Annotated in this window: 25 protein-coding genes and 1 pseudogene; 5 read left to right on the forward strand and 21 right to left on the reverse strand. The window is 69.9% G+C overall.

The genetic code is table 11. From position 1 onward, the window contains the following. Positions 1-7: 7 nt before the first annotated feature. A complete protein-coding gene (locus ACFYW5_RS04995) occupies positions 8-367 on the reverse strand; it encodes an NADH-quinone oxidoreductase subunit A (RefSeq protein ID WP_003974383.1) in 360 nt (119 codons plus the stop codon). A 718-nt stretch (positions 368-1,085) separates the two neighbouring features. Here ACFYW5_RS04995 and ACFYW5_RS05000 point away from each other — a divergent pair. After that, complete coding sequence (locus ACFYW5_RS05000) at positions 1,086-1,931, forward strand: C40 family peptidase (RefSeq protein ID WP_389415491.1); 846 nt, start codon at positions 1,086-1,088, stop codon at positions 1,929-1,931. Positions 1,932-2,096: 165 nt separating this feature from the next. On the opposite strand, the gene ACFYW5_RS05005 is transcribed toward ACFYW5_RS05000, so the two are convergent. Beyond that, positions 2,097-3,386 carry a geranylgeranyl reductase family protein gene (locus ACFYW5_RS05005; RefSeq protein WP_389415492.1) on the reverse strand — a complete coding sequence of 430 codons (1,290 nt, stop codon included), beginning with the start codon at positions 3,384-3,386 and terminating at the stop codon, positions 2,097-2,099. A 99-nt stretch (positions 3,387-3,485) separates the two neighbouring features. Between ACFYW5_RS05005 and ACFYW5_RS05010 the strand changes: the two genes are divergently transcribed. Both ACFYW5_RS05010 and ACFYW5_RS05015 read left to right on the forward strand, forming a co-directional pair. Further along, complete coding sequence (locus ACFYW5_RS05010; RefSeq protein WP_389415493.1) at positions 3,486-4,007, forward strand: GNAT family N-acetyltransferase; 522 nt, start codon at positions 3,486-3,488, stop codon at positions 4,005-4,007. A gap of 133 nt (positions 4,008-4,140) precedes the next feature. Continuing rightward, a complete protein-coding gene (locus tag ACFYW5_RS05015; RefSeq protein ID WP_389415494.1) occupies positions 4,141-4,464 on the forward strand; it encodes a PASTA domain-containing protein in 324 nt (107 codons plus the stop codon). Between the two features lie 40 nt (positions 4,465-4,504). Here the strand turns inward: ACFYW5_RS05015 and ACFYW5_RS05020 are convergent, their stop codons facing one another. The 4 genes from ACFYW5_RS05020 to ACFYW5_RS05035 are packed head-to-tail and all read right to left on the reverse strand — an operon-like array spanning position 4,505 to position 8,984. Next, the gene (locus ACFYW5_RS05020; protein ID WP_389415495.1) at positions 4,505-5,200 is read right to left on the reverse strand and encodes a demethylmenaquinone methyltransferase; all 696 of its coding nucleotides are present in this window, start codon (positions 5,198-5,200) and stop codon (positions 4,505-4,507) included. After that, positions 5,197-6,303 carry an acyltransferase gene (locus ACFYW5_RS05025; RefSeq protein WP_389415496.1) on the reverse strand — a complete coding sequence of 369 codons (1,107 nt, stop codon included), beginning with the start codon at positions 6,301-6,303 and terminating at the stop codon, positions 5,197-5,199. Before ACFYW5_RS05025 ends, ACFYW5_RS05020 begins: the two co-directional genes overlap by 4 nt. Beyond that, positions 6,304-8,520 carry a bifunctional polysaccharide deacetylase/glycosyltransferase family 2 protein gene (locus tag ACFYW5_RS05030; RefSeq protein ID WP_389415497.1) on the reverse strand — a complete coding sequence of 739 codons (2,217 nt, stop codon included), beginning with the start codon at positions 8,518-8,520 and terminating at the stop codon, positions 6,304-6,306. Positions 8,521-8,540: 20 nt separating this feature from the next. Continuing rightward, positions 8,541-8,984, reverse strand: a complete 444-nt coding sequence (locus ACFYW5_RS05035) for a hypothetical protein (RefSeq protein ID WP_389415498.1) — start codon at positions 8,982-8,984, stop codon at positions 8,541-8,543. Positions 8,985-9,126: 142 nt separating this feature from the next. Between ACFYW5_RS05035 and ACFYW5_RS05040 the strand changes: the two genes are divergently transcribed. After that, the gene (locus ACFYW5_RS05040; protein ID WP_389415499.1) at positions 9,127-10,095 is read left to right on the forward strand and encodes a chitinase; all 969 of its coding nucleotides are present in this window, start codon (positions 9,127-9,129) and stop codon (positions 10,093-10,095) included. A 4-nt stretch (positions 10,096-10,099) separates the two neighbouring features. Here the strand turns inward: ACFYW5_RS05040 and ACFYW5_RS05045 are convergent, their stop codons facing one another. The 12 genes and pseudogenes from ACFYW5_RS05045 to ACFYW5_RS05100 all read right to left on the reverse strand — a co-directional run bounded on the left by ACFYW5_RS05045 (position 10,100) and on the right by ACFYW5_RS05100 (position 24,345). After that, positions 10,100-10,747 (reverse strand): hypothetical protein, encoded by a 648-nt coding sequence (locus tag ACFYW5_RS05045; protein WP_389415500.1) that lies wholly within the window; start codon positions 10,745-10,747, stop codon positions 10,100-10,102. A 7-nt stretch (positions 10,748-10,754) separates the two neighbouring features. Next, a complete protein-coding gene (gene mqnC, locus ACFYW5_RS05050; protein ID WP_389415501.1) occupies positions 10,755-11,954 on the reverse strand; it encodes a cyclic dehypoxanthinyl futalosine synthase in 1,200 nt (399 codons plus the stop codon). Positions 11,955-12,027: 73 nt separating this feature from the next. Continuing rightward, positions 12,028-12,744 carry a prepilin peptidase gene (locus tag ACFYW5_RS05055; protein WP_389415502.1) on the reverse strand — a complete coding sequence of 239 codons (717 nt, stop codon included), beginning with the start codon at positions 12,742-12,744 and terminating at the stop codon, positions 12,028-12,030. Continuing rightward, positions 12,741-15,689, reverse strand: a complete 2,949-nt coding sequence (locus ACFYW5_RS05060; RefSeq protein ID WP_389415503.1) for a BTAD domain-containing putative transcriptional regulator — start codon at positions 15,687-15,689, stop codon at positions 12,741-12,743. Before ACFYW5_RS05060 ends, ACFYW5_RS05055 begins: the two co-directional genes overlap by 4 nt. Positions 15,690-15,906: 217 nt before the next feature. Beyond that, positions 15,907-16,332, reverse strand: a complete 426-nt coding sequence (locus tag ACFYW5_RS05065; protein ID WP_389415504.1) for a barstar family protein — start codon at positions 16,330-16,332, stop codon at positions 15,907-15,909. A gap of 15 nt (positions 16,333-16,347) precedes the next feature. After that, positions 16,348-16,749 (reverse strand): annotated as a pseudogene (locus tag ACFYW5_RS05070) (SUKH-3 domain-containing protein); the annotation flags it as partial. 41 nt (positions 16,750-16,790) lie between these two features. Continuing rightward, the gene (locus ACFYW5_RS05075) at positions 16,791-17,261 is read right to left on the reverse strand and encodes a hypothetical protein (RefSeq protein WP_389415506.1); all 471 of its coding nucleotides are present in this window, start codon (positions 17,259-17,261) and stop codon (positions 16,791-16,793) included. Positions 17,262-17,287: 26 nt separating this feature from the next. Then, positions 17,288-17,929: a hypothetical protein gene (locus ACFYW5_RS05080; RefSeq protein ID WP_389415507.1), complete on the reverse strand. Its 642-nt coding sequence runs from the start codon at positions 17,927-17,929 to the stop codon at positions 17,288-17,290. After that, positions 17,920-18,462, reverse strand: coding sequence for a barstar family protein (locus ACFYW5_RS05085; protein WP_389415508.1), 543 nt, complete (start codon positions 18,460-18,462; stop codon positions 17,920-17,922). Before ACFYW5_RS05085 ends, ACFYW5_RS05080 begins: the two co-directional genes overlap by 10 nt. Positions 18,463-18,469: 7 nt before the next feature. Then, positions 18,470-23,038 (reverse strand): RHS repeat-associated core domain-containing protein, encoded by a 4,569-nt coding sequence (locus ACFYW5_RS05090; RefSeq protein ID WP_389415509.1) that lies wholly within the window; start codon positions 23,036-23,038, stop codon positions 18,470-18,472. A gap of 102 nt (positions 23,039-23,140) precedes the next feature. Next, positions 23,141-23,542: a hypothetical protein gene (locus ACFYW5_RS05095; RefSeq protein ID WP_389415510.1), complete on the reverse strand. Its 402-nt coding sequence runs from the start codon at positions 23,540-23,542 to the stop codon at positions 23,141-23,143. Between the two features lie 155 nt (positions 23,543-23,697). Further along, positions 23,698-24,345: a hypothetical protein gene (locus ACFYW5_RS05100; protein WP_389415511.1), complete on the reverse strand. Its 648-nt coding sequence runs from the start codon at positions 24,343-24,345 to the stop codon at positions 23,698-23,700. Positions 24,346-24,417: 72 nt separating this feature from the next. Here ACFYW5_RS05100 and ACFYW5_RS05105 point away from each other — a divergent pair, with 72 nt between their 5' ends. Beyond that, entirely contained in the window at positions 24,418-24,753 is a 336-nt protein-coding gene (locus tag ACFYW5_RS05105; protein WP_389415512.1) for a hypothetical protein, read from the forward strand. Between the two features lie 24 nt (positions 24,754-24,777). Here the strand turns inward: ACFYW5_RS05105 and ACFYW5_RS05110 are convergent, their stop codons facing one another. The 3 genes from ACFYW5_RS05110 to ACFYW5_RS05120 are packed head-to-tail and all read right to left on the reverse strand — an operon-like array spanning position 24,778 to position 26,071. Further along, positions 24,778-25,194, reverse strand: coding sequence for a Tad domain-containing protein (locus tag ACFYW5_RS05110; protein ID WP_389415647.1), 417 nt, complete (start codon positions 25,192-25,194; stop codon positions 24,778-24,780). A gap of 29 nt (positions 25,195-25,223) precedes the next feature. After that, positions 25,224-25,634: a TadE/TadG family type IV pilus assembly protein gene (locus tag ACFYW5_RS05115; RefSeq protein ID WP_389415513.1), complete on the reverse strand. Its 411-nt coding sequence runs from the start codon at positions 25,632-25,634 to the stop codon at positions 25,224-25,226. Beyond that, positions 25,634-26,071 (reverse strand): TadE family protein, encoded by a 438-nt coding sequence (locus tag ACFYW5_RS05120; protein ID WP_389415648.1) that lies wholly within the window; start codon positions 26,069-26,071, stop codon positions 25,634-25,636. Before ACFYW5_RS05120 ends, ACFYW5_RS05115 begins: the two co-directional genes overlap by 1 nt. Positions 26,072-26,085 lie beyond the last annotated feature (14 nt).

Raw genomic sequence — 26,085 nt, forward strand, 5'->3', positions numbered from 1 at the left:
AGGCCCCTCAGTCCCATTCCAGGCCGCCGCGCCGCCATACGTACGCGTACGCCACGAAGACGGTGAGCACGAAGAGCAGCATCTCCACGAGCCCGAAAATCCCCAGGGCGTCGAAGGTGACGGCCCAGGGGTAGAGGAAGACGATCTCGATATCGAAGATGATGAAGAGCATCGCCGTCAGGTAGTACTTGATCGGGAAACGCCCGCCGCCGGCCGGCGTGGGGGTCGGCTCGATGCCGCACTCGTAGGCCTCGAGCTTGGCCCGGTTGTACCGCTTCGGACCGATCAGCGTGGCCATGACCACGGAGAAGATCGCAAAGCCTGCCCCGAGGGCTCCCAGTACGAGGATGGGCGCATACGCGTTCACCGCTCCTCGCTCCTCTCAGTCGGCACTGACTGCTGGCGGTTGCGTCGGACTCGCCACTCCTGTCCCACCGGTTCCTCGAACCCCGCCCGTCCCGGCGAAGATCGAGAACATGTGAAGCAGGTCACAAGCCCAACTGCCTCGCATCTTATGCCCGCCGCTCTGTGATCTGCGACACGGGGTATTGCACAAGCTTTGTGATCTCCACCACCTGACGAAGGATCATGAAGTCGGATGAGTGGTGATCTTCGTACGCGAGGCATGCAAGTGATCACCTGAGGTGACATTTCCGCTCGTCGGCGCAGCTCGGAGGGGTCGTCTCAATATCAAGAGACTTCCCTTGCATGCAAATTGGAGATGGACCCGGGGCCCTGATAGAGGACCGCGTTCACACATCAGAGGGAGGCGCGGGGCGAGGTGTGGACGCGTGCACGCGTTCACGAGCGATCGGGGGGTCGATCGCGCACGGGGGACGCACCCGTCGCTGTGACCGTTGCGTGACCTCCGCCACACTCATGAGAGGCCGATGAGAACCGGGCTTGGCCACTTGTCCCAACCAGTGGTAGGCGCGGGGCAATTCGGGCGAACCGATGAAAGCGCGTGATCACGGGCGTGCGGGGTGGCGTCCGCAATGTCCGTTACGGCGTCAATAAAGGGCGTCAGGAGAGGTTTTCGGGGGGTCGGTTGAACAACTGTGGCGCAGCACACGTTTCTTGAAGGTATGGAGGAGCCCCTGATACCGGTTGTTCTCATGTCCCACACCGCTCACATACGCAGCCACCGGAAACCCCGCCGCTCCGGGTCCACGACCCTCGCGATGCGCGCCGGAGTTGCCGGTGGCGTCCTCAGCATGGCAGCGGCGGGTGCGTCGGCCACGGCGAGCGCCGCCGAGCCGGTCACGCAGACCATCGAACTGCCCACCCTGACGGCCGACCTGGCCGCTCAGGTCGCCGAGTCCGCGGACGTCACGCAGCAGGCCGCGGCCGGTTACGAGCTGCAGGCCGAGCGCGACGCCGCAGCCGCGGCGGCCGCGAAGGAGGCCAAGGCCGACCTCGCGGAGGCCAAGAAGAAGGCGGAGGCCAAGAAGGAGGCCGCCGAGGCGGCCCGCAAGGCCGCCGCCGAGCGCGCCGCGCGCAGCGCCGAGCGGACCACGCTCGCCGCCACCAGCACGACTGCCACCACCACCACCGCCACCGCTTCCGCCCCCGCGAGCGGCAGCGTCGGCACGGTCATCGCCTTCCTCAAGGCACAGCTGGGCGACGCCTACGTCATGGGCGCCACCGGCCCGAACGCGTGGGACTGCTCCTCGCTGGTGCAGGCCGCCTTCAAGCAGGTCGGCGTGGACCTCCCCCGGATCTCCCAGGACCAGTCGATGGTCGGCACGGACGTCTCCCTGTCCAGCCTCCAGGTCGGCGACATCCTCTACTGGGGCGGCAAGGGTTCGGCGTACCACGTGGGCGTCTACATCGGCGACGGCCAGTACCTGGACGCGGCCAACCCCTCCAAGGGCGTGGTCATTCAGGACCTTTCCGGCTATCCCGCCTCGGGCGCGGTGCGCGTACTCTGACGCACAGCCCGAAAAGGGGCACAACAGTACGGACGGGGCCGCAGCCGCTCGGGGGCAGCGGCCCCGTCCGGCATCGCTGTCGGCCGAGGTCGGCGGTGTGGGACGGCCGGGGCGGAGGAAGGACCCTCCGCCCCGGCCGTCGACGTTCGGGCGCTCAGCGGCCGTTCAGGCCTTCGGGGCCACCTTGCTCAGGCCGTTGATGATGCGGTCCATCGCGTCTCCGCCCGTCGGGTCGGTGAGGTTGGCGAGCATCTTCAGGGTGAACTTCATCAGCAGCGGGTGCGTCAGGCCGCGCTGGGCGGCGATCTTCATGACCTTCGGGTTGCCGATGAGCTTCACGAAGGCGCGGCCCAGCGTGTAGTAGCCGCCGTAGGTGTCCTTGAGCACGCGCGGGTAGCGCTGGAGGGCCATCTCGCGGCCCGCGGGGGTCTGGCGGGCGTGGGCCTGGACGATGACGTCGGCGGCGATCTGGCCGGACTCCATGGCGTAGGCGATGCCTTCGCCGTTGAAGGGGTTCACCAGGCCGCCGGCGTCGCCGACCAGCAGCAGGCCCTTGGTGTAGTGGGGCTGGCGGTTGAAGGCCATCGGGAGCGCGGCGCCGCGGATCGGGCCGGTCATGTGCTCCGGGGTGTAGCCCCACTCCTCCGGCATCGACGCGCACCAGGCCTTCAGCACCTCGCGCCAGTCCAGCTCCTTGAAGGAGTCGGAGGTGTTGAGCACGCCCAGGCCGACGTTGGAGGTGCCGTCGCCCATGCCGAAGATCCAGCCGTAGCCGGGCAGCAGCCGGTCCTCGCCCGGGCCGCGCCGGTCCCACAGTTCGAGCCAGGACTCCAGGTAGTCGTCGTCGTGGCGCGGGGACTCGAAGTACGTCCGGACCGCGACGCCCATCGGGCGGTCCTCGCGGCGGTGCAGGCCCATCGCCAGGGACAGGCGGGTGGAGTTGCCGTCGGCGGCGACCACGAGCGGCGCGTGGAAGGCGACCTCGTGCTTCTCCTCGCCGAGCTTGGCGTGCACGCCGGTGATCCGGCCGGTGCGGTCGTCGACGATCGGGGCGCCGACGTTGCAGCGCTCGTACAGCCGGGCGCCGGCCTTCTGGGCCTGGCGGGCGAGCTGCTCGTCGAAGTCGTCGCGCTTGCGGACCAGTCCGTAGTCGGGGAAGGAGGCGAGTTCGGGCCAGTCGAGCTGGAGCCGGACACCACCGCCGATGATCCTGAGGCCCTGGTTGCGCAGCCAGCCGGCCTCCTCGGAGATGTCGATGCCCATCGCCACGAGTTGCTTGACCGCGCGCGGGGTCAGGCCGTCACCGCAGACCTTCTCCCGCGGGAACTCGGTCTTCTCCAGCAGCAGCACATCGAGTCCGGCCTTGGCCAGGTGGTACGCGGTCGTGGAGCCGGCTGGCCCCGCGCCCACGACGATCACATCAGCGGTGTTGTCGGAGAGGAGGGGCTCGGTCACGGCGGGATCTCCCCAAGTTCGAAATCTGCGTGCCGACCGGCACAGGACACGGGCAGTCTATTCAGCAGCAGCGATCACCCGGCTGAAGGGTTGCCCCCCGTGAACCGAGCTCTCCCCGCAGTACGGCTGCGCGTCCCCACCGACGAGGACGCGGTCGTCTGGCACCGGCTCTTCGACGACCCGGACGTCATGGAGTTCCACGGCGGCAGGTCCGCCGGACTGTCGGTGTACGAGGAGCTCACCGCCCGCCAGCGGCGGCACGACGCCGAGCGCGGGTTCTGTCTGTGGTCCGTGCTGGACGAGTCCGGCCGGGTCATCGGCTTCACCGGCGCCCAGCCCTGGGAGCGCGAGTGGGGGCCCACGGGCGAGATCGAGATCGGCTGGCGGCTGGCGCGGGAGCACTGGGGCAAGGGGTACGTCACCTCGGCCGCGCGGCTGACGCTGGAGCGGGTGCGGACGGCGGGCGTGCCGAGCGTGGTGGCGATGGTGGACGCCCGCAACGAGCGCTCGATCGCGGTGACCCGGCGGCTGGGCATGCGGCTCGCCGAGGTGTTCCGCACGCCGACGAGCGATCGGCAGGGGCACTGCTACCGCTTGGACCTGACAAGCGGAGCGGCTTGACGCAGTTGCGTTACTCAGAGTAACTGACTGTCACAGAAAGACACTTAACGCTTCCGGGTGGTACCCGGCGGGGGTTACTCTGCCGGTACCGCAGGGGGTGACGTCTGTGTACATACCGCCCAGGACAACCGAAGTGCGCGTACCGCGCCTCGTCGGTCTGATGGCCGTGGACGCGCGCAGGTCGGCCGAGGCACGCGGCGTGCTGATCGCCTCCCCCGACCGCCCCGACCTCCGGCTCGCCGTCGTGGACTACGTCGTACGGCAGTACCCGGCGCCCGGCGTCGAGGTGCCGCGCGGGGCCGTGGTCACCGTCTGGTTCGAGTTCGCCGAGGGCGAGGGCGGCGGAGGTTCCGGGGTGCGCGAGCCGAGAGCGCCGCGTCCGCCGGGCGGTGGGACGCAGCGGGAGCTGGACGAGCCGACCGGTCACTCCTACGCCCCGGCGTCCGGGTTCGCCTGAGCGACGGCGTGTCTCAGTTCGCCTCGAAGCGCCCGGCGCCTCAGCTCTCCTTGAAGCCCCGGTGCAGGGCGACGACCCCGCCGGTCAGGTTCCGCCAGGCCACCTTCGACCAGCCGGCCTTCCGCAGCCGCTCGGCGAGGGCGGGCTGGTCGGGCCAGGCGCGGATGGACTCCGCGAGGTACACGTACGCCTCGGGGTTGGAGGAGACCGCGCGGGCGACCGGCGGCAGGGCGCGCATCAGGTACTCGGTGTAGACGGTCCGGAAGGGCGCCCAGGTCGGGTGCGAGAACTCGCAGATGACGACCCGGCCGCCGGGCCTGGTCACCCGGTACATCTCGCGCAGGGCGGCGTCGAAGTCCTGGACGTTGCGCAGGCCGAAGGAGATCGTGACGGCGTCGAAGGCGTCGTCCTTGAAGGGCAGCCTCGTCGCGTCGCCCGCCGTCAGCGGCAGCCAGGGGTGCTTGCGCTTGCCGACCTGGAGCATGCCGAGCGAGAAGTCGCAGGGGACGACATAGGCACCGGTGCGGGCGAAGGGCAGGGAGGAGGTCGCCGTACCGGCGGCCAGGTCCAGGACCTTCTGCGCGGGGCGGGCGTCGACCGCTCTGGCGACCTCCTTGCGCCACACCCGGTCCTGGCCGAGCGAGAGCACGTCGTTCGTCAGGTCGTACCGTTCCGCGACGTCGTCGAACATCGAGGCGACTTCGTGCGGCTGCTTGTTCAGGGAAGCGCGGGTCACGCGCCCATTCTTGCAGCACCCCGTCCCGGCAGAAGCCTCGGCCGCTGCTTCGCCGCCACGTCCTCCACCCACCCGCACAGCAGGACCAACCCCGCGATCAGCACCCAGCCGACGCCGAACAGGAACCACTGGCTCTCCAGCGGCAGATACGCCGCGAAGGCGGGCACCTCCCAGAACCGGTCGATCAGCGGGACTGCGAGGATCAGGGCGATCTCGTGCCAGAGGTAGATCGTCACGGCACGCGCGTTGAAGACCGTCACCAGCCGGTCCAGCCGACGGAACCGGGCCAGCCCCGCGAAGTCGATGCGGAACCGCGCCTTGGCCCACATCAGCAGCGTCACGAACCCCGCCGACCAGAAGGCCTGCGCGAGCGGGATCTCGTCCAGGTCGTAGGTGCCGTACGCGCCCTGGTGGGCGAAGGCGTACCAGCCGCCGTAGCCGAGCGCGGCGAGCGACAGCAGGACCACCGCCGCCGGTCTCGTCCGCTGGAGCACGCCGTCGCGGTGCGCGAAGCCGAGGATCCAGCAGAAGAGGTACGTCGACAGGTCCCACAGGGCGCTGCCGAGCCGGTCGTCCGGGGGTGTCCAGAGGAAGTGCAGCACCAGGACCGGGGCGAGCGAGGCCGGCAGGACGGCCAGGGGCGCGAGCCGGAACAGCCTCAGCAGCAGGGGAGACAGGAGCACGAGCCAGAGGTAGGTCCGCAGGTACCAGAGGATCTCGTACGCCTGGACGCCCCACGCGCTGCCGGGCGGGTCGCCGAGCGGGAGGACCCAGTAGACGATCGCCGGGCCCGGCATCCAGCCGTGGATCAGCATGGCGAGGACCACGAAGAAGGCCCAGAACCAGAAGGGCGGCAGGAGACGACGCAGACGTCCGCGCACCACCTTCGGCGCGGACCGCTCCAGGGACTTGGCCATCAGGGTGCCGGCCAGGCCGAACATGACGCCCATGGAGGGGAAGACGAGTCCGGCCAAGGCCCAGCCGAAGGTGTGGTAGGTCACGACCCGGATCAGGGCGACCGCGCGGAGGGTGTCGAAGTAGCGGTCACGAACGGGGTGGGCCGCTACGGCGGTGACCGTCCCCCCGCGCCGGTGCGCGCCCACTCAGCCCGCCCCCGCCGGTGTCCCGACCTCACCGGTGCGCTTCAGCTTCTGCCAGCGCAGCCGGCCGCCGGTCAGGGCCGTGATGCAGGAGTGGATCAGGACGAGGTACATCATCTGCCGGTAGGCCAGCTGCTGGAGCGGCATCATCAGCAGATAGCGGTACTTCTCGCGGTCGAGGCGGAAGGCGTACGCCGCGCACACCAGCTGGACGGCCAGCACCGCGAGCCAGGCCAGCAGGGCCGCCCCGAAGTCGATGAAGATCATCGAGTAGGCGGTGAAGACGTCGATCAGCGGGGCGAAGACCGGCGTGACGATCTGGAAGACGACCACGAGCGGCATGCCGACCCGCCCGAAGCGGCCCGAAGGCCCCTTGTCGGTCAGGGACTTGCGGTGCTTCCACAGCGCCTGCATGGTGCCGTACGACCACCGGTAGCGCTGCGACCACAGCTGCCTGAGCGAGCCCGGCGCCTCGGTCCACGCGCGCGCGTGCTCCTGATAGACGACCCGCCACCCCGCGCGGTGCATGGCGATGGTGATGTCGGTGTCCTCGGCGAGGGTGTCCTCGCTCATCCCGCCGACCTCCAGCACCGCTTCCCGGCGGAACGCGCCGATCGCGCCCGGGATGGTGGGCATGCAGCGCAGCAGGTCGTACATGCGCCGGTCGAGGTTGAAGCCCATCACGTACTCGATGTGCTGCCAGGCGCCGATGACGGTGTCGCGGTTGCCGACCTTGGCGTTGCCCGCGACGGCGCCGACCTCCGGGTCGGCGAAGGGCTGCACGAGCTGCCGTACGGTGTCCGGCTCGAAGACGGTGTCGCCATCCATCATCACGACGATGTCGTGACTGGCGCTGCGGACGCCGTTGTTCAGCGCGGCGGGCTTGCCCGCGTTCTCCTGGCGGACGACGCGGACATTGCGCATGCCCAGTGAGTCGGCCACGGCCCGGGCGATCTCGGAGGTGCCGTCGGTGGAGCCGTCGTCGACGACGATGATCTCGATCGGATGGGTGCTCCTCGCCAGCGATTCAAGGGTGTTGGCGATGCACTCCTTCTCGTTGTACGCCGGGACGATCACGCTGACCGGCGCGGTGACCGGCGGACCCCAGCTGAACCGGCGTCTGTTGCGCTGCCGGTAGTGGCGGCGGGCGAGGAGCAGCATCATCCCGAACCGGCCCAGCACCGCCACCCCGACGACCATCAGGCCGACCGAGAGCGCCGGTACGGTCCACTCGGCGACGGCGACGGCGGCGACGAGGGCCTTGCCCTCGTACAGGGGGGCGCCGGTGGCCTCGCGGTGGGCGGCCTGGAGGCCGGAGCCGCCGGGAGCGGCAGCGGGTCCCTGTTCCTGCATGACCCCGCTGATCGTGGTGAAGGTGTATCCCTTCGCCCGCATCTTCTCGATGTAGCGGGGCAGCGCCTTGATCGTCTGGGACCGCTCGCCGCCGGCGTCGTGGAAGAGCACGGACGCGCCCTGATCCTCCGCCGGAGTGGCCCACTTGACGATCTTCGAGACACCCGGCCGCTTCCAGTCGTCGCTGTCGGTGTCGATGAAGACGCTGGTGTACCCGTCCTCGCCGAGCTCCTGGTACACGGGCCAGCTGTAGTTGTCGATGGCGTCCGTCTCCGAGGAGTACGGCGCCCGGAACAGCGTGGTCGTGATGCCGGCCGCGCCCGCGAGGGCGAGCTGGGTCTGGGTCATCTCCCGGGTGACCCGGGCGTCGCTCTGGTACGACAGGTCGACGTGGGTGAAGGTGTGGATGCCGACCTCGTTGCCCTGGTCGACCAGGTCCTTCACGATGTCCGGGTAGCGGGAGACCATCGAGCCCACCACGAAGAAGGTGGCCGGGACGTCGTACTCCTCCAGGATCTCCAGGACCTGGGGCGTCCAGGTGGGGTTCGGGCCGTCGTCGAAGGTGAGGGCGATGGTCTTGTCCGGGACCGAGACCGTGCCGGCCCGGCCGCCCCGGAAGGTGAGGATCGGGCCGCCGTCGAGGATGTCGTCGGGCACGTCGCTGGAGCTGGCCCCGCTGCGCACGCGCTGGTCGCCGCCGACCTCGGCGCGCAGGTAGCCGTCCAGCAGCATGACGCTGGTCAGCGCGAGCAGGAGCAGCAGGGCGAGGATGACACGCGGTTTCTGCAGCGCCGCGGCCTTGCCGGCCACCCGTTTCATCCGGGTGGGGGCGCGCCGACGGCCGCGTGAGGGTGGCGTCGTAGTCATGGAGTGGCTGCGGTCCAGGGTCAGTTGGCGGAGTCCGCCACGGCGGAGGTGGACGCGGAGGCGGCGGAGGTGGACGCGGGAGCGGCGGAGGTGGACGCGGGAGCGGTGGGCGCGGGTGTGCCGGCCGGCGGGGCCGACGGGGCGCCGCTGGGCGGGACCTGGCCTCCCATGCCGCCCTGCGGCTGCTCGCCCGGGACACCGCCCGGCCCGGCGCCCTGGGCACTGGTGCCGAACGGCAGCAGCTCGGCCGGGGTGATCGAGGTGCCGATGCCCATGAAGGCCATCCCCAGGACGACCGCGTACCCGACGCAGCCCACGCCCACGACGATGCCGATACGGCGCAGCATCCGCGACCGGCGTCCGGAGTTGTCAACGAACACGGGCCCTTCGACGGACCCGTTGCCGCGTTTGCGGCGGCGACCGCGGATCGCGGCGCGGCTTTCGATGGCAGGCTCGGAATGCATTCCCCGGACAGTAGGGAAGCTTTATGTGTCCGAGGCGCCGGTATTCATGTGAGACGCCCATGAAAAACTCCCTGAGCTGTCCGTTCGCTGAGAGTTCGGCCGCTGCGGCTGACTTCCGGGGGCGATGTGGGACATTCGGTGGATGCGGAGATTTCTGAAGGCGACGGCCGGACTCACCCTGATGTTTGCCCTGGCAACGAGTGGATGCTCGGCGGAATCCGGAAGCACGGCAAGCACCGAGAGCACCACGCCCTACGCCCCCTACGTCAGCGCCCTCACCGCCTCCGCCACCGACACGGCCGGCTCCCCGGCGACGTACAACCTGGCCTTCGTGATCGCGGACGGCAGTGACTGCACGCCGAGTTGGAGCGGGGTGTACGACGTGGACGCCGCCCGGGTGGCGTCCCGGGTCGCCGAGCTGAAGGAGTCCGGTGCCACGGTCCGGGTCTCCTTCGGCGGCGCCTCCGGGGACGAGCTCGCCCAGCACTGCGACAGCGCCGAGGCGCTGGCGAAGGCGTACGGCGACGCACTCGACGCGGCCGGCTCCACCCAGGCCGACTTCGACATCGAGGGCGACGAACTGACCGACTCCGACTCGGTGGACCTGCGCGCGGAGGCGATAGCCCTGCTCCAGCGGGAGCGCACCGGTCTCACGGTCTCCTTCACGCTCCCGGTGATGCCGGCCGGCCTCGACGACGCCGGCGTCGCCCTCCTCCGCTCGGCCAACGACCACGCCGTCCAGGTCTCCACCGTCAACCTCATGACGATGAACTACGGCGAGTCCTACGGCGGTGACATGGGCGACTACGCCCTCACCGCGGCGAAGGCGGCGCACGCCCAGCTCCGGGACGTCTTCGGCACGTCCTCCGCCGCCGCCTGGCGGGGCATGGCGCTGACCTCGATGATCGGCGTGAACGATGTCGACGGCGAGACCTTCACGCTCCAGGACGCGGCGCAGGTACGGCGGTTCGCGGAGCGGAAGGAGATCGCCTGGGTGTCGATGTGGTCGACGCTTCGGGACCAGGAGTGTGCGGAGGGGGCGGACTCACTGACCAAGTGCAGTGGGGTGAAGCAGAGTTCAGGCGCGTTCGGGGAGGCGTTCGCCGGCTGAGGGGTCAGCGCCGCCGGTACACCAGCCGGCCGCCGAGCACCGTGGCCACGCAGGTCCGCGCCCCCTCGGCGAGCAGTGCCGCCTCGTCCGGCACGTCGAAGACCGCGAGATCGGCCGCGCCGCCGACGGTGAGCGGGCCGTGGACGGTATCAGGGAGGCCGGAGCCCTCGGCGAAGGGATCCAGGTCCGGCCCGTCCCACACCGGCGGGGCCGAGCGCCACGGCTCGGGCACCTCGCGCAGTCCCGCGCGCACCACGGACTGCCGTACGGCGTGCGGGAAGGGGCCGCCGAGGTGGGTCGTCCCGTGCGCGAGCATCCGCTGCAGCCCGCGGCGGACGCTGCCCGCCATCCGGCCCGCGTCCGGGGCGAGTTCGTCGAGGGCGGCACCCGTGACGGGCTCGGTGCCGAGTTCGTCCGCCTCGCGGGGGTCGGGGTGGTAGACCCGGGTCAGCAGCCACCGCCCGTGCCACTGCCGCAGCCCCGGGGTCAGCACTCCCGGCCAGCGGCGGGTGCGCGCGCTCCCGAAGGACGCGGCCAGCTCGCCGTACGGCCCGATGGCCGCGACGCGGTCGCCGTCGACGACGACCGCCCCGTCGGGCACCGGCGCGGCGCCGACCGGCAGGACGAGCGGCGCCGCGTGGATCGTCAGCACGGCGGGCCTAGTTGGAGGCCAGCAGCTTCAGCTCGGGGTGCGCCGTACCGCCCTCGATCGCCGTGGACGAGATGTGCGACATGACCCTCTCGTCGACGGGGTCGTCCGCCGGGTCGTCGTGCACGACGATGTGCTCGTACGTCGTCGTCCGCTGGGCGGGAACCCGCCCCGCCTTGCGGATCAGGTCGATGATCTCCAGCCGGTTGGAGCGGTGCTTGGCACCCGCGCTGGAGACGACGTTCTCCTCCAGCATGATCGAGCCGAGGTCGTCCGCGCCGTAGTGCAGGGAGAGTTGGCCGATCTCCTTGCCGGTGGTGAGCCAGGAGCCCTGGATGTGGGCGACGTTGTCCATGAAGAGCCGGGCGATGGCGATCATTCGCAGGTACTCGAAGAGCGTGGCCTGGGTGCGGCCCTTCAGGTGGTTGTTCTCGGGCTGGTAGGTGTACGGGATGAAGGCGCGGAAGCCGCCCGTGCGGTCCTGTACGTCGCGGATCATCCGCAGGTGCTCGATGCGCTCGGCGTTGGTCTCGCCGGTGCCCATCAGCATGGTGGAGGTGGACTCGACGCCCAGCCCGTGGGCGATCTCCATGATCTCCAGCCAGCGCTCGCCGGACTCCTTCAGCGGCGCGATGGCCTTGCGGGGGCGGGCGGGCAGCAGCTCGGCGCCGGCACCGGCGAAGGAGTCGAGGCCGGCGGCGTGGATCCGCCGGATCGCCTCCTCCACGGACACCTGGGAGATGCGGGCCATGTGCTCGACCTCGGAGGCGCCCAGCGAGTGGATGACCAGCTGGGGGAATTCCTTCTTGATGGCGGCGAAGTGGTGCTCGTAGTACTCGACGCCGAAGTCCGGGTGGTGGCCGCCCTGGAACATGATCTGGGTGCCGCCGAGCTCGACGGTCTCCGCGCACCGGCGCAGGATGTCGTCGAGGTCGCGGGTCCAGCCCTTGGCCGTGTCCTTGGGGGCGGCGTAGAAGGCGCAGAACTTGCACGCCGTCACGCAGACGTTCGTGTAGTTGATGTTGCGCTCGATGATGTACGTCGCGATGTGCTCGGTGCCCGCGTACCTGCGGCGGCGCACGGCGTCGGCGGCGGCGCCGAGCGCGTGCAGCGGGGCGTCGCGGTAGAGGTCGAGCGCCTCCTCGGGCGTGATGCGCCCGCCCGCGGCGGCACGGTCGAGGACGGACTGAAGGTCGGCCTTCTCGGTCACCGGCGGCGTCCCTTTCGTCAAGGGTTGTGGACGGACTGATCCAGCGTACGCCAGGCCTAATCGGCGTCCGACGTCAGGCTGCGTAGGCCCCGGCCAGCAGGCCCAGAAAAGCCCCGGTGATCAGGAACGGGCCGAACGGGATCGCCGTCTTGCGCCCCGCCCGCCGGGCGACGACGAGGGCGCCGCCGTACAGCGCCCCGAGCAGGAAGCCGGCGAAGGTGCCGAGCATGAGCGTGGACCAGCCGTACCAGCCGAGGACCGCGCCCATGCCGAGGGCGAGCTTGACGTCGCCGAAGCCCATGCCGGAGGGGTTGATGAGGAAGAGGACGAGGTAGCCGCCGCCGAGGGCGAGGGCGCCGTAGAGAGAGGTGAGCCACTCCCCCGTGTGCTCGGGGACGAATGCGGCCACGCCGAGCAGGGCGAGGGCGGCCGCCGCGAACGGCAGGGTCAGCGGGTCCGGCAGCCGCTGCACCCGGAAGTCGACGACCGCGAGCAGCACGCCGAGGGGGGCGAGCAGCAGCCATACGCCCAGCTCGGGGCGGGTGCCGGTGGCCGCGGCGAGGGCGGCGCAGACGAGGGCGGTGGCCAGGGAGAGGGGGGCGGCGCCGGGACCGTAGGACCGTGCGCAGGTCGTGCAGTGCGCGCGCCCGAGCCAGCCGCGTACCGGATGTCCGTCCGGGCAGCCGTCCCGCCAGGGCTCCCCGGCCGGGGCCGAGAAGCGGTACACGGCCCGGGGCAGGAACGCGCCCGCCGCCGCACCCCACAGGGCGGCGGCGATCACCTCGGTCATCCCGCGGCGACGGCGCCGGAGCGCCAGGCCGGCAGCAGCTCGTCGAGCAGCGCCTCCGTGCGCGGCGGCAGCCCGCGCGCCCCGCTGCGGGTGATCAGGTCGGCGGCCAGGGCCTGGAGGCGGGCGGTGTCGCCGGTGGCGTGGGTGGCGCGCAGCAGCTCGTGCCACAGGCGCTCGTCGGCGGGCGCGGAGTTCAGGGCGGCGGTGAGTGCCTCGATGGCCTTCTCCGCGCGGTCCTTCTCCAGGTGGAACGCCGACAGCGCGAGCCCGATGTCCGCGACCAGCAGCGGGAGCTGGGCGTCGATGATCTCGTGGGTGAGCCAGCGGTAGCGGCCCTCGGGCCGGTCGGCGAGCAGCGGTCCGCGCACCAGCACGAGCGCGTCGGTGAGCAGCCGCCCCCGGACCTGTCGGCTGTTGACGCCCCGGCCCTGGGTGGCCTCGTGGTAGAGCGAGCGCAGCACGTCGAGGTCGGAGACGACGGACTTGGCGAGCGTGAGCCGCCCGGTGGCGTCGGTGCGCAGCCGGGGGCTGCCGTCCGGGTCGGTGCCGAGCCACGCGTGCAGCCGCTCCAGCAGCGCGTCGCGCACGTCCTCGGTGACTCCGCGCGGCCACAGCGCGGAGGACAGCACGCGCGGGTGCACGCCCTCGCGGTGCAGCAGCAGCAGCGCGAGCGCCTCGTGGAGCAGGGCGCTGCGCTCGCCGTCCGGGGTGTCGAGGCCGATGATCTCGTACGGGCCGACGAGCCGGGCGTAGACCGCGGGCCGTCCCTGCTCGCTGATGTCGACGAGGAACGGCGGCGTATTGGCGGGGCCGCCCTCGGGGCCGTGGTCGGGGTCCGCCTGGACGAACAGCTCGACGACGGCCCGCTGTTGGGCGGCGGGCAGGAGCTGCGCCTCGAGTTCGAGGCCGAGCAGCGGGGCGAGCAGCTTGCCCTCGCCGGTGATCTCCATCTCCCAGGCGGCGCCCGGCAGATCGCCGGTCTCGGTGCCGACGAGGTAGCCGATGCCGAGCCGGCTTGCGTCGGAGGCGAGTTCGGCGAGCTTGACGGCGTCCTCGGCGGAGGGCTGCGCGGCGAGCAGGACGAGGTGCGGGGCCCAACGGGTGTGCTGGGCCGGCCCGGTACGGCCGGTGAGCACGGAGTCGTGTCCGGTGGCCCCCAGCGCGCCGCGGCGCTGCCGGGTCTCCGCCTCCATGGTCTCGATGAGGTCGTCGATGCCGTCGAGGTGGCGCAGCCGGTTGGGGGCGAGCGGGGTGAGGTCCTGGCCGAACCCGACGAGGGTGATGGTCATGCGGTCGGACCAGCCGTTGGTGGCCAACTCGGCGGCGACGGAGGCGAATACGGCGGCCCGGTCGGCCTCGCGTCCGCTCAGCGACACGATGCCCGGGACGGACTCCAGGTTCAGCAGCAGCCGGGAGTCGTCCATGGTGCCGAGGCTGACGAGGCCGGGGTAGGGCGCGGCGGTGTCCGCGTCCTCGTACCGTTCGGCGTCGCTGCGGGCCAGCATCCAGAAGGTCTGGTCCTGGCCGAGCTGCCAGGGCGCGGGGGGCTTCCCGGCGGGCTGGGCGAGCTGGAGATGCAGATCGCCGTTGCTGAGCCAGGCTGCGTAGACGGTGGGCAGGGCGCGGGACTCCGCCGCGAGGGACGCGGCGAGCCCGCGCAGGGAACGGTCCAGCAGTCGTACGCCTTCCGGGTCGGCGCCGACCAGGAGGGCGTCCTGGGCGTCGGCGGCGTCGCCGGTGGGCGTGGGCGGTTCCATGCCGCGCCGCCCGCCGACGGAACCGAGCGCCGACTGCCACATGGCCTGGCGGCGCCGGCGGCCGAGGGCGCCGAGGAGGCCGGCGGCGAGGAGGGGGGCGGTGAGGAGGGCTTCGGGGAGGCCGAAGGACGAGTCGGACTCCTGGGCCGGGGTGGCCTGGGGGGCCGGCTGCTGGTGCCCGGTGTGCCGGTCGGGGGCGGGGCGCTGCTCGGGGAGGGAGACGTGGGCGGCCCCCGCGCCGCCGCCCCCTTGGGCGTGGTCGCCGCCGGTCTTGGCGTAGTCGTGGATCTGCTGCTCGACTTCCGGCGAGACGTCGGGGGACTCGTCGGGCATCTCGACGAGTTCGCCGCCGCGGGCGTCGCCCGGCATCTCCATGATCCAGCCGGGCCGGATGAGGCTGGCCTCGGACAGCTTGCTGCCGTCGGGCTGCACCCGGTCCTTGTTGAGCTGGTAGATCTCCTTGTACCGGCGGCCGTCGCCGAGGTGCCGTTCGGCGATCTCCCACAGGGAGTCGTGGTGGCGGCCCTCGGGCGGCTGGATCCGGTAGTACTTCGTGGCGCCGTCCTTGGCGCTGCTGGGCGCTGCCGCCTCGGCGTGGGACGCCTGCTCGGCGAGGGCGGCGGCCGAGGCCGCGGCCTGCTCCTGCTGCTGGGCGAAGAGACCGCCGCCGGGCGCCTGCTGGGCGGCGGCTACGGTACCGCGCTGGTCGGTGTCCAGGCTCTGGCCGAGCTGGGAGAGCCCCGGCGTGAGGCTGGCGGCGGTGGCGCCGACGAGGAGCAGCGCGGCGACGAGCTGGCGGGCGAGCAACTGGCTGGGCCCGGCGCCGGGTACGCGCCCGGGGACGCCGACGCCCGACAGCGCGGCCTTCATCTCGACGATCACGCAGGCGGTGAACTGGGCCCAGGCGACCCAGACGAAGAAGGTGAGGATGTCGAGGAAGGTGCCGACGCTGAGCTCGTCGCTCAGCCACCTCTGCGGGGCCCAGGTACTGGGCAGCGGCCACCCCAACTGCGTCGCCAGCGCCCCGGGCACCCCGACGACCAGCACGAGCAGCGCGACGAACGCGAGGAACGCCTTGACGAAGTCCCCGACCGAACGCCGGTGCACCCGCACGGGCTGCGGGGTCCGGTTCCGCGGGGTGGTCGGGCTTCCCGTCGGGCTTCCCGTCGAGCTGGAGCGTCGCGGCATGGGAGGTGTCCTGGGGTGTGTGGTCGTGTGTGGCGAGGTGCGAGGTTCGGCGTGCGGGGTGAGGTGTGATGGGTTGCTGAGCCTACAGAGATCTTATGGACTCGCCGCGGGGTCGTCGAAGGCCAGGTGGGCACGGGCGCCCGGGACCGGGTGACTCCTCACATTCCCCACACAATCGCCGACGGCAGGCTCAGGGGGCTCTCCGCTGGTGCCACACCTACGGGTTCAGAGCGGCCGCGACGAATCCCTCCCCGACCGTGATCGTCAGGTCGGGGTGCGCCACCCTGCGGGCGATCCTCTCCCGGTCGAACTCGTTCAACTCGTCGAACTCGAACAGGGAAAAGTGGTCCGCTTCCAGGAGTCGATCCGCTTCGCCGATGACAGCGGCAACCCCAACCCCGCCGGTCACCGCACCGCACAGATCGTCCAGACAGTCCACCATCGCGTCCCAGTTCCTGCCGAAGTAGGCGGGAAACAGCAGAGCTTCGGCGAACGTGTCGTAGATCCCCTGCTCGGTCATCAGGTCACGGGAGTCGAGACGAAGGACACGGCCCCCGGCCTCCTCCAACTCCTGTAGCCGCCGGTGCACCTCGGCCGTCCCTCGGGCGACGAAGACGACGTCCCACCCACTGGCCTCGCTCATGAGCGACCTCACCCTCTATCGGATGCCCTCGACCAGCTTCTCCAGTGCCTCGTCCGCCGCTTCCGCCAGCAACGTGACGCTGTCCATGCCGACGTATACCGCGCCGTTCGGAGCGATCCCCACATAGGTGTTGCGGCGATCGGCCGCCCCGATCGGGTAGAGGTCGACCCCGGCCCCCTCGCTGAGGACGTCGAAGATCTCGTCGTCCCATGCGGCCACGGACGGGTCGAAAGTGAACCCCATGCGGGCCATCGTCCTCCCAGGCCCTCGTTCACTGCTCTCCAGCCCGCCGAACTCGGTGAGAAAGCGCCGGGCCGCCTCGTGGATCTCGAAGCCGCCGTGCTCGCGGAGCGTGTTCTCCCACTCAGCCGTGCACACCGAGCGGCCCGGGTACCAGCCGGCTCCGCGGAGCACCCGGTCGGTCTCCGCGGACTATCGCTGCTCGTGCTGCTGCAGTTTCACGAGCGACGCCGCCGACGCAGGGCCTTCCAGGCGTCCTCGGCCGCGTCCGTGGCGGTCAGGCGCCAGGCGTCCAGCTTGTCCACCACGTTTGTCCGCATCTTCTGCCACTTGAACCACGGCGTGAGCTTGCGAAACGGCACAAATGTCAGCGTGTCCCTGATGGCGTTCTCGGCGAAACCGCCGCGGCCCTCGGCGCGCAGCACCTCGTACAGCTCCGGCGTCAGCTCATTGTTGAGCCGCGCCGCCGTACCCGCCGCCGTGAACGCGAAGCCTCGCTGATGCGGGTCCGTCAACCGCATCGCCCTGATGATCCGTGGTGAGGCCTCGGACAACGAGCAGTTGAAGGCCAATCCGATCACCGCCGAACCGAGCGGCCATTCACCCCGCTCGAAGGCGGCGTCGACCTCGGCGGGGTCATCGATACGCGACACACCTTCGCCGGTCTTCCAGTCCCATCCGCGCGTCACGGTGGGGCACCCCCCTTGTCGTACCGTCAGGCTGCTGCGAGCAGTTCCTCCAGCAGCCGGTCGTATGCCCGGAAGCCGGCCTTGCCGCTCTCCGGAGCGTCCGACTCAGGGCGGAGGATGGCCGGGAGATGAGCGACCCGCCACATCCTGAAGATGTCCGCCGGGGTGCTTCGGCCCGTGGCATCGGCCAAGTCGGAGGCGCCAGCCAGAATTTCGGCGATTTCGGGCGCCCCTCGTCCGGGTTCCGTCCCAGCGGCAATCGCGGCATTGATCAGGGCCTGCAGGAAGAGGGTGAGTTGCAGGTCCGCCGCCATACGGCACATCCGCCGCACCACCGGCGGCTCCTCAAGTCGCTCCAGCGGCTGCGGCACACCCGTGATGCCCCCTGACCAGAGCAGCAGGAAGGCCGCGGGCACGTCATGGTCGCGGAATCTGCCCAACTCGTCGACGATCGCCATCGCGTCGTCACCGAACCGGCAGACGGACCGGATGCCCTCCATCAGGCGCTCGACGTCGGACCGGTGACGCGCCAGATAGTCGCCCATGGAGACCTCGGTGAGCCGCCAGGTGCCGGTGGAGTTCACCGCACCGACTTCCACCACCCCGCCGAGCGGCCCGAACACCGCGCGCGCGATCAGGCCTTCCGCAACTGACGCCCTCAATGCCACTCATCGGGGTTGAGCGCAGCCCCGACGAACCCGTCCTCCTTGGTGAGAGTGAGGTCCGGTTGGCCCACCCGGAGTGCAATCCTCTCGGAATCGAAATCACGGAACCGAAAAACGAAGTGCTCGGCGACGGCCGGCCGGTCCTGAGGGAATCCGTCCAGGTCCACCGCCGAATTCGCGCGATCGGCTCCCTGACAGAGGACCGATACGAACAGGGGGAAATGCTCCGTATCCAGCAGCCGGTCCGCTTCGTCGACGACGACGGCGATTCCCACTCCCCGAGTCACCGCGCCGCACAGGTCGTCCAGGCAGTCCACCATCGCGTCCCAGTTCCTGCCGAAGTAGCCGGGAAACTGCAGAGCTTGGGCGAATGCGCCGTAGATTCCCTGTTCCGTCATCAGCTCGCGGGAGTCGAGGTGGTAGACCTGTCCGCCTTTCGACTCCAGGCCCGACAGCTGCCGTGGCACTTCGACGTCCGTTTCGGGAACGAAGACGACCCAGGGCTCCGAAGTCCCTGTGATGTCGAAACCAGTCATTTCTGGATCACCCTGTGAATTCACCAACGTAGTAGAAGGTTCCGTAGTGGTCCGGTGTGTAGTAAGCGGGACCGGGGCCGTCTTTCGGGGTCAGAAGACGTTCAGTGCCCCTGATCTCCTTGCCGCAACCGGGTGCGCTGCACTGCGGGAGGTCGACCTTGGCGTTGACGTCCCACTCCTTGTACTTGCCGCCTGGCAGCTGGGCCTTGTTGTTACCCCAGTTCGCGTTGCCATGGTAGCCGTCGACCTTCCCGATACTTCCGGGCCGGGCATTGACCTTGTTCAGCATGTCCACAGCCCTTTGTGGCGCGGGGCCGGGGAGCAGCCCGGGGCCGTCGGGGCTGCCGGTGTCGCCACCGTGCTGGTGGCACCGAGGTGCCAGACCCAGCGGATCCGACCAGCTGTGGGGGTTGTGGACGTAGGTGACGGGGTTCGGCGCCGGCAGCAGGCCGAGGGGGTCGGGGCTGGTGTAGCGCGCGGTCTCAGGGTCGTAGTGCCGGTGGTGGTTGTAATGGAGACCGGTCTCCGGGTCGTGATACTGGCCCGGGAAGCGCAGCGGGGTGTATGCACGCGCACCGCTGTTCCAGGCAGTGGTCCCCCAGAGTGTTGACCTCGTGTACCAGGCGACTTCCCCGTTCGGGGAGACCAGCTCGGTCGGAGTGCCCACGAGATCGGTGACGATGGCGAAGAAGCGCTCGTCGATGGTTTCCTGCGGTGCCTCCGCCGCCCAGATGCGTTCGGCCTGGCTGAGAGGAGACAGACCGTCGTGATCCCAGGTGAGCGTGGTGTTGCCACCCGTGCCGCCGTGCTCGGTGGTCTGTTCGCAGAGCGTGTTTCCGTCCCAGGTGAAGACGGTGCGCTCCAGGACGGTCACCCCGTCGGCGTCGAGTCTGAGCTTCGCGGTCCGTCGGCCCAGTGGGTCGTATGTGTATCGCCAGCGACTGCCGTCCGGCGTGATGACAGCCGCGAGCCGGTCCTCGCAATCCCACTCGTAGCGCCAGATGTCGGGCTTGCGGGATAGCCGCGTCTTACGTCGTACGACAACGCGTCCCTGGGCGTCGTACTCGTAGTGCACGCCACCGGCCCGCGTGAGCCGTGTGCCCGTGTACGCGCGCGACCCGGCGGCTTCATGCCCGGGATGCCGCGCGGGCCACTCGGCCTCCGTCTGATTGCCGGCGGAGTCGTAGGCATAGCGCTCGCTCCAGCCCTCGGCGTGCACCGCCGTGACCCGCCCCTGGACGTCGAGGTCGAAGCCTCGATTGCCCGTGCGGGAGTCCTGGGTACCTATGAGGTAGCCGTCGGGGCGGTAGGTGTAGGTGCGCTCGGATATCAGGCGGTCACCAGGCGCCGTACTCACCTGCGTGATCAGCCGATCGAGGCTGTCATAACCGCGAGTGAGGGTGAGTGCGCCGTCCACGCGGCGAACGATCTCCCGATCCGCCGCGTCGTGCCCGAAGTCGATGGTGTGACCCGCTGTGGCCAGCCGCGCGGTGCGGCCGGCGGCGTCATACTCCCAGGTGCTGCGCGCGCCCGATGGGGTGATGCGCGACGTCCGATTACCGGCGGCGTCGTAGGCGAAACTCACGGTCCGGCCGTCGACGGACTCCCGGATACGACGGCCCAGCGGGTCGAGTTCCACTCGCAGGCTGCTGTCAGGCCCGACAGCACCGATCAGTGAACCGTTCACCGCGTACGTGTAGACAGTGGTGGTTCCGTCGGCGTCCTTGGCGGTGATCCGGCCCAGCGGGTCCCGCTCGTAGAGGACGCTGTGTCCAAGGGCGTTGGTCCGGGTCACGAGCTGGCCCGCTGCGTCGTAGGCGTAGCGGGTGGTGCGACCGTCGAAGTCGGACTCGGCCAGGAGTCGCCCGGCCGCGTCGTAGGTGTAATCCCAGCTCAGGCCTTGTGGGTTGGTCACCGTGGTGAGGCGGAGAGCGGCGTCGTGGGTGAAGGTGAAACGCTCGCCTCCTGGACCGGTGCGTGCGCTGAGCCGGTCGAAGTGGGTGTACTCGAACGTGCTCACCTGACCCACCGCGTCCACATGACGGACGCAGTTGCCCTCGCCGTCGTACTCCCAGGTCTCGTACGTCCCATCCGGTTCGACTCGTCGAGCGGGCAGGCCCTCGACGGTCCACTCCAGGCGGGTTTCGTGACCGAGCGCGTCGGTCACCCCGGTGGTCAGTCCGAAGGCGTTGTACGCGTAGCGCGTGGTATTGCCGAGGCCATCGGTGACCGTGAGCGGGAGGCCAGCAGCATTGTTGGTGTAGGCGGAAGCACGGCCCGACGCGTCCCGGGCCTCAACGAGACTGCCGTCCGCCCCCCGGAGGAAGTGCGTGGTCGCGCCGACGGGGTCCGTGATGGCGGTGACGTTTCCGCGCTCGTCGTTGGTGTACCGCCAGACCGAGCCGTCCGGCAACGTGATGGCCGAGACGACATCCCGTTCGTCGTACTCGGCACGTACCGCGGAACCATCGGGCCGGATCACCTCCAGCGGTTGCCCCACTTGGTTGTGCACGAAGGTCGTGCGCCGCCCGAGTTGATCCGTACTCGCGATGACGTGCTGATGCGCGTCATAGGTCGTAGTGACCGTGCCCCCCAGCGGATCGACTTCGGCGACCACCAGGCACCGGTCGTCGACGACGAAGCGCGAGACGGTGCCGTCGGCGGTGGTGAGGGTGGTGACGCGGCAGTCGGGCCAGGCGGGATCTGTACCGTCGTACGTGAGGCTGATTGCAATGTGTCCGGCCTCGCCGCCCTCGGCGAGGCAGCGGTCCTGGTCGTCATAGGCGTAGAGGTATCGCCTTCGGTTCGTGTCCTCCCACGAGGTCACGCGCAGTCGCTCATCGTAGGTAAACCGGAGCGGCAGACCGGAGGAGTTGACGACTTCGCTGAGGTTGCCGTCGGTGTATCCGTACCGCTTGATGAGAACGTCAGTGCCGTCGTCGGCTGCCCCAGCCAGGCTCAGGGCGGTGACGCGGCCTCCGTCGGTGGTGAGTTTGAGCTGATATCCACCGGAGTGGCGGATCGCGAGCGGTGTGCCGTGCTCGTCGTGGTCGAAGGTGATCGTGTGCTGGTTGCGGTCGCTGATGCCCGCCGGCAGGGCTATGCCGTCGGCGGTGGGGTGGGTGAAGTGATGGGTGCGGCCGGTGAGCGGGTCGTCGATGCGGTAGCCGCCGTCGTCGAGACGGGTCAAAGGTCGTCGAGGGCCTGACTCGGGCAGGACCGACATGTGCGGGCTCGAGGGGTGGGGATAAATGAGGAGCAGACCGTCCTCAGTGACGAAGACGATGCCGGTGTCATCGACTTCGAGGCGTTGGTCGATGGTGGAGGCCCACGTGGGACCGAACCACCATCCGCAGCGGTAGTCGGAGGCGACGCGGCGAGTGAACGCCAGGGGCAGCAGGCCCGGCAGCTCGACGTCGGTCTGCGGCAAGTACATGGCGCCGGAAGCCATGTCGACGGGGTCACTGCCCTTGGACTTGACCAGGTTCTTGGCGCGGTTGTAGGCGCCCTTGGCGCCGTCGGTGACCATGGTGCGGGCGTTCTTGCCCAGACCTCGTATGGCCAACCCCATGCCCTTCAGGCCGCCCTGGATCCCCTTCACGGCGGCCATACCGCCCTTGAGGCCCCTGGCAAGTCCGCCCAGTGTCGTCAGGCCCTTGAACGCGGGTATACAACCCAGTGCGGCGAAGGCCACGTCCCAGAGCGATGCCCGGCCCTGCGAATATTTGTAGAGCGTATCCGCAAGCACCACGAGCGCGGCCACCAGCAGAATTGCGCCGAGGATCGGCCCCCCGATGATCAGCGCGATCACACCCACCACCGCCACGACGACCTTGCACACCGCGACGATCGTGTCCCAGTTGTCGACGAACCAGTCCCCGATGTCCTCCCACCACGACCGGTTCTGAATCCCCGCGTCCGACGCCTCATCGATCTTCGTCTTCGCGGTCCTGGCCGCCTCCTCACGCATCTTGCGCGCGTCCTCGGCCATCTTCTTCGCCGCATCCAACGCACCCTGCGCATCCGCGACATCGCCGCGGGCGGTCGCTTGCGCGCTCTCCGCCTGCTGCACATCCCGGGTGGCGGCGCGGACCTTCGCCTCGTCCGGCTTATCGGCCGCCTTACTGCCCGTCGGGTCGTCCTTGTACTTGTCGGCCTCCTTCCCCGCCCGCGTCACCCACGAATCAGCCGTCGACAGCCGCGACTTGGCCGACGCCAGATCCGACCGAGCCTCCCGCCCCCGCGCCAGCGCCCGATCCGCCAACGCCTGCGCCCGCTCCAGCTTCGGCCAGTAATCCGCCAGCGCATCACCGCACAACTCGTACGACGACTTCAGCTTCTTCAGATTCTTCGGCACATCGGCGAAGTCCTCCTTGAAGACATCAGCCGACTTACCCGCCCACTCCGCGAGCGTGCCCTCCCCCGCCATCCCCTTCACCAGACGCAACGCATCCGACACGTCATCCGCGAAGTCATGCAGCTTCTTCGCCAGCTGCCGCACCTGCTGCGGATCCCCCGGCACCGGATCACCGTCCAGATCCAGGACATGCCAATCCGTGGGCCGATGCCCCGCCATACCGCAACCCCCGTCACGTACGCACCACCAACAACCGTATGCACACGGGAACATACAAGGGTCAGACGTTCGATGCGAAGGGTGACCGGTGGATCCGCGGACTCAGTGATACGGGTCCGGAGAGAACGAGGGCCGCTCGCTGGGAAAGTCGTCGGGAAAGAAGGGGACGCGCAGGGCCCCGCTGAGGAGTGCGAGGACGAGGTCGGCCGAACTGCGGGCACTCACGACCGCACCGAGCCGGCCGGCCTGGATGATCACGGTCGGCCAGTGTTCGGGGTCACCCTCGGGGATCCATGCGAGCAGATCGGCGTTGTCGGTGACACCCCACTGCACGAGATCCCCGGGTTCGGCCCGGTAGGCATCCAGGACGGGCAGCGGCCTGTCCTGGAGGAGTGCGCGCATCCGCCCGGTCTGCTCGGCGATGTCGAGATACCCGTTGGACGCACTCTGCGCGAAGATCCACAAAAATTCGTCGAAACAGCCCGCCCCGTAGGTGCTGGTCAATGCACGGTGGCTCGCGGGAACGGTCAGGCCGGGTTCTCCTGGTCCGGGCCGAGGTACCAGCTGGACCACGGGGCGGGGTGGCGGGGGACAAAGATCCTTGAGGTGGGAGAGCACGGCATCCGCGCCCGGCTTCTCCATGGATCTCTCCTCGCGACCTACTCCGCGAAGCGGAACGTAGAAGTAATCGCATCGAAGATGTCGAAGAACGAGTCCGCCAGATCCAGCACCTGGCTGCTCCCCGCCACCAGCGCCACCTTTCCCTCCTGGCCCGGCACCGGGATGAAGGTCTGCATCAGCACCGCGCGGATCGTGCGCTTCAGGGCGTCGTCGGGGACCGCGATGTCCTCGATGCCGTACGTCCGGGCCGCCGGGCCCACGCCCGGGATGTCGACGGTGGTCACCTTGCGCCAGGAGTCGCCCTCCTTCTTGGCCTCCTTGACCGCGAGTTGGCTCGCCATGACCGACGGGTCCGTCGGCAGGGGCTCGCCCGACTGCGAGCGGCCGCCCACCAGGGACACCGTCACCGAGCCCGTGATCGGGGTGTCGCCGCCGAAACTCTCCGCCATGCAACCGCAGTACAGCGCACCCGACTTCCAGGCGTCGGCGGCTGCCTTGCGGAGGAACTCCACGTACACGTCGCGGTACTTGGACAGCTCCGGGTGGCCGGCTACGCGCTCGTTCACCATGCGGCGGATCGAGTCGTCGCGGGACTCCGGGCGGACGTCGAACTCCCACCACGACTCCGGCACCTTGATCCGGAAGCCACCGCGCTCGATCGTGAGCGCCTCCATGTAGCGGGCCATGACGTCGACCTTCCCCCTTCATCCGATGTACGGTGCCGATCAGCCTACGAGTACCAGTCGGGGGACGCATACATGGGCAAGGGCAAGAGCGACCTGTCGCTGCCGCTGACCGAGCTGGAGGACTACGGGCGGCGGCTGCGGTCCATCAAGACCCGGATGAACCACACCAAGAAGATGTTCGAGGCCTACGCGGACGACATCGGCGACGGCACCGTCAACAGCGCTCTCGGGGACTTCGAGTCCAACTGGGAGGACGGCCGCGAGGACATCGGCCAGCAGCTCGACGCCCTCGCCGGCATGTCCGACGCCGTGGTCCGCGAGTTCAAGAAGCTCGACGACGAGCTCGCCAAGCAGGTCAACGACGCGATGAAAACCGAGGACAAGCGGCCGAAGAAGGACAAGGGCTGAGCCCGGGACTTGGGCCGCGCCCCGTCAGCCCACCTCGTTCTCCGCCACGGCCTCCCCGCGGACGATCACGTCACCGCCGTAGAACATGCCGGTGAAGACCGGGGAGTACGTGAGCTGGACCTGGACCTGCACCTGGTCCACGTCCGCCGCCACGCAGTGCGTCGCCGCGATGTCCGGACCGGTCATGTCCATCTCGCGGGCGAAGGCCTTCACACGGGCGTCGCAGTTCTCGTAGTTGATCGGCGCGGGCCCGCCCTCGTTGTCGTAGAGGGCCTCGCGGTCGATGTCCTGGGCGGCGTAACGGGCGGCCTGTTCCGCGATGTCGGCCGCGCGCTCGCGCTTGCTGATGGACATGCCTCCGTCGATGACGAACGCCGCGAGGGACAGGAACAGCAGCGCGAAGATGATCACCGCGCCGGCGCCCGAACCGCGGTCATCCATCCCCGCGCGGACCTGCGAGAACCACCGTCTCACGCCGACCTCCGGAAGGGGTCCAGCGGCGAGCTGAAGGTCGCGTCCATCGTCGGGTCGATGTCCAGGCCGAGCACCGCCAGGCCCCTGACCCTGCAGCTGACCTGGACCGAGAAGAGGGGGTCCACCTCCGGGTCGAAGCCCGCGCTCGTCTGCGTCACCGTCACCGGGCCCGAGCACACGTCCGCCAGGTTCGCGGCAGCCGCCTTGCGGGCCTCGGCCATCGCCGTGCCGTGGTCCTTCTGGATGGACCCGGCGCGGGCCGCGTCCCGGGCGGCACCGTCCAAGGCGCCCCGCCCGTCGACGAGTTGCCCGAAGGCGACCAGCACCAGGATGAACAGCATCATCACCGGGGCGAGGATCACGACCTCGATGGTGGACAGGCCCCGGTCCTCCCCCAGGGACCGCATCAGTTCTCCCCCTCCGGCACGAACCGCTCCACCGGCCCCGCCGACTGCGCGTGCACCGTCAGGTCCAGGCCCGGGAAGACCGACGGCACCCGCGCCGTGATCTCCACGCCCACCGTGTTCTGCTCCGGCTGGAGCATCGTCACGTCCGGCGAGAGCACCAGCGTCGGGCCGAGCTGCTCGATGTAGCTGTCGACGACCGTACGGGCCTCGCCGCGCCAGCCCCCCGGCTGGGCGTCCGCCGTGGCACGGGCCTTGCGGGCACCGGCCTGGGCCGCCGCCTGGGCCACGTGATCGGCGAAGAAGTACAGCGCGAACTGCACGGTCGCGAAGATCATGAAGAACAGGACGGGGGTCAGCAGCACGAACTCGATCGCGGACATGCCGGAGTCGCCGCGCGTGGCGGCTTCCTCCCGTCTACGGCGTACCCAGGCCCGCATACGTCGCTGCACCC

The sequence above is a fragment of the Streptomyces sp. NPDC002779 genome (assembly GCF_042888685.1).
In the GTDB taxonomy this organism is placed as follows: domain Bacteria; phylum Actinomycetota; class Actinomycetes; order Streptomycetales; family Streptomycetaceae; genus Streptomyces.

Excerpts from the sequence above, each read along its gene's own strand:
- ACFYW5_RS05000 (WP_389415491.1), top strand. The coding sequence starts at position 1,086 with ATGGAGGAGCCCCTGATACCGGTTGTTCTCATGTCCCACACCGCTCAC.
- ACFYW5_RS05030 (WP_389415497.1), bottom strand. The coding sequence starts at position 8,520 with ATGACTACGACGCCACCCTCACGCGGCCGTCGGCGCGCCCCCACCCGG.
- ACFYW5_RS05035 (WP_389415498.1), bottom strand. The coding sequence starts at position 8,984 with ATGCATTCCGAGCCTGCCATCGAAAGCCGCGCCGCGATCCGCGGTCGC.
- ACFYW5_RS05040 (WP_389415499.1), top strand. The coding sequence starts at position 9,127 with ATGCGGAGATTTCTGAAGGCGACGGCCGGACTCACCCTGATGTTTGCC.
- ACFYW5_RS05055 (WP_389415502.1), bottom strand. The coding sequence starts at position 12,744 with ATGACCGAGGTGATCGCCGCCGCCCTGTGGGGTGCGGCGGCGGGCGCG.
- ACFYW5_RS05060 (WP_389415503.1), bottom strand. The coding sequence starts at position 15,689 with ATGCCGCGACGCTCCAGCTCGACGGGAAGCCCGACGGGAAGCCCGACC.
- ACFYW5_RS05065 (WP_389415504.1), bottom strand. The coding sequence starts at position 16,332 with ATGAGCGAGGCCAGTGGGTGGGACGTCGTCTTCGTCGCCCGAGGGACG.
- ACFYW5_RS05085 (WP_389415508.1), bottom strand. The coding sequence starts at position 18,462 with ATGACTGGTTTCGACATCACAGGGACTTCGGAGCCCTGGGTCGTCTTC.
- ACFYW5_RS05090 (WP_389415509.1), bottom strand. The coding sequence starts at position 23,038 with ATGGCGGGGCATCGGCCCACGGATTGGCATGTCCTGGATCTGGACGGT.
- ACFYW5_RS05100 (WP_389415511.1), bottom strand. The coding sequence starts at position 24,345 with ATGGCCCGCTACATGGAGGCGCTCACGATCGAGCGCGGTGGCTTCCGG.
- ACFYW5_RS05105 (WP_389415512.1), top strand. The coding sequence starts at position 24,418 with ATGGGCAAGGGCAAGAGCGACCTGTCGCTGCCGCTGACCGAGCTGGAG.
- ACFYW5_RS05110 (WP_389415647.1), bottom strand. The coding sequence starts at position 25,194 with ATGGATGACCGCGGTTCGGGCGCCGGCGCGGTGATCATCTTCGCGCTG.
- ACFYW5_RS05115 (WP_389415513.1), bottom strand. The coding sequence starts at position 25,634 with ATGCGGTCCCTGGGGGAGGACCGGGGCCTGTCCACCATCGAGGTCGTG.
- ACFYW5_RS05120 (WP_389415648.1), bottom strand. The coding sequence starts at position 26,071 with ATGCGGGCCTGGGTACGCCGTAGACGGGAGGAAGCCGCCACGCGCGGC.